The following is a 560-nucleotide window of genomic DNA, read 5'->3' as shown; positions in this document are numbered from 1 at the left end:
TTGACCTACCGCACGAGAAATCGCGCCAGTTAGTTGATATTATCGCCAATGTAAAGATTGAAAATGTTTATGCTAAACATGAGGTCGATTCTATGTTAACTGATGCAATGAAAGAAGTGCTCAAACAGCATGATAAACATTTGGAATCTGTTGAAAAACGGATGACAGCATTTAGTCATGCAGTTGAAAAGCGTATGACCGATAACAGTGTTGCCATGGAAAAAAGACTCACCAGAGAAAATAGAAATGTCATCGTTTCTATTTTAATTGCAGGTCTATCCATCGCCGCTGCAATCATACTGCAAGCACATCTTTAATCACACAATTATCATCCCAAGGGAGAAGCATTACTCCCTTGGGAGCATTGTTATTCTCCCACATCGTAACTTTTAAATTTTTACCATAAGGAGAATACCATGCAAAATATAGGAAGTAACAGACTAGATAATTTAGATGATATTGAGTATGTCACTAAGCAACTTGAAATCCTTATTCGGAGTTCATTTAAATTAGTGCTCGACCTATGTAAAAAAAGCGAGATGACATTGGAAAACTATTCT

At 36.4% G+C, this 560-nt stretch carries 1 protein-coding gene; it reads left to right on the top strand.

The features are described from left to right. A partial coding sequence (locus DNJ75_RS15220) for a hypothetical protein (protein WP_157968427.1) occupies window positions 1–317 on the top strand: 317 nt, incomplete at its 5' end. Window positions 318–560: the final 243 nt, after the last annotated feature.

Origin of the sequence: Cysteiniphilum litorale (assembly GCF_003428165.1) — a bacterium.
Classification (GTDB): domain Bacteria; phylum Pseudomonadota; class Gammaproteobacteria; order Francisellales; family Francisellaceae; genus Caedibacter; species Caedibacter litoralis.
Note: the sequence above shows the minus strand (reverse complement) of the source record. Positions and strands in the feature narration are given on the sequence as shown.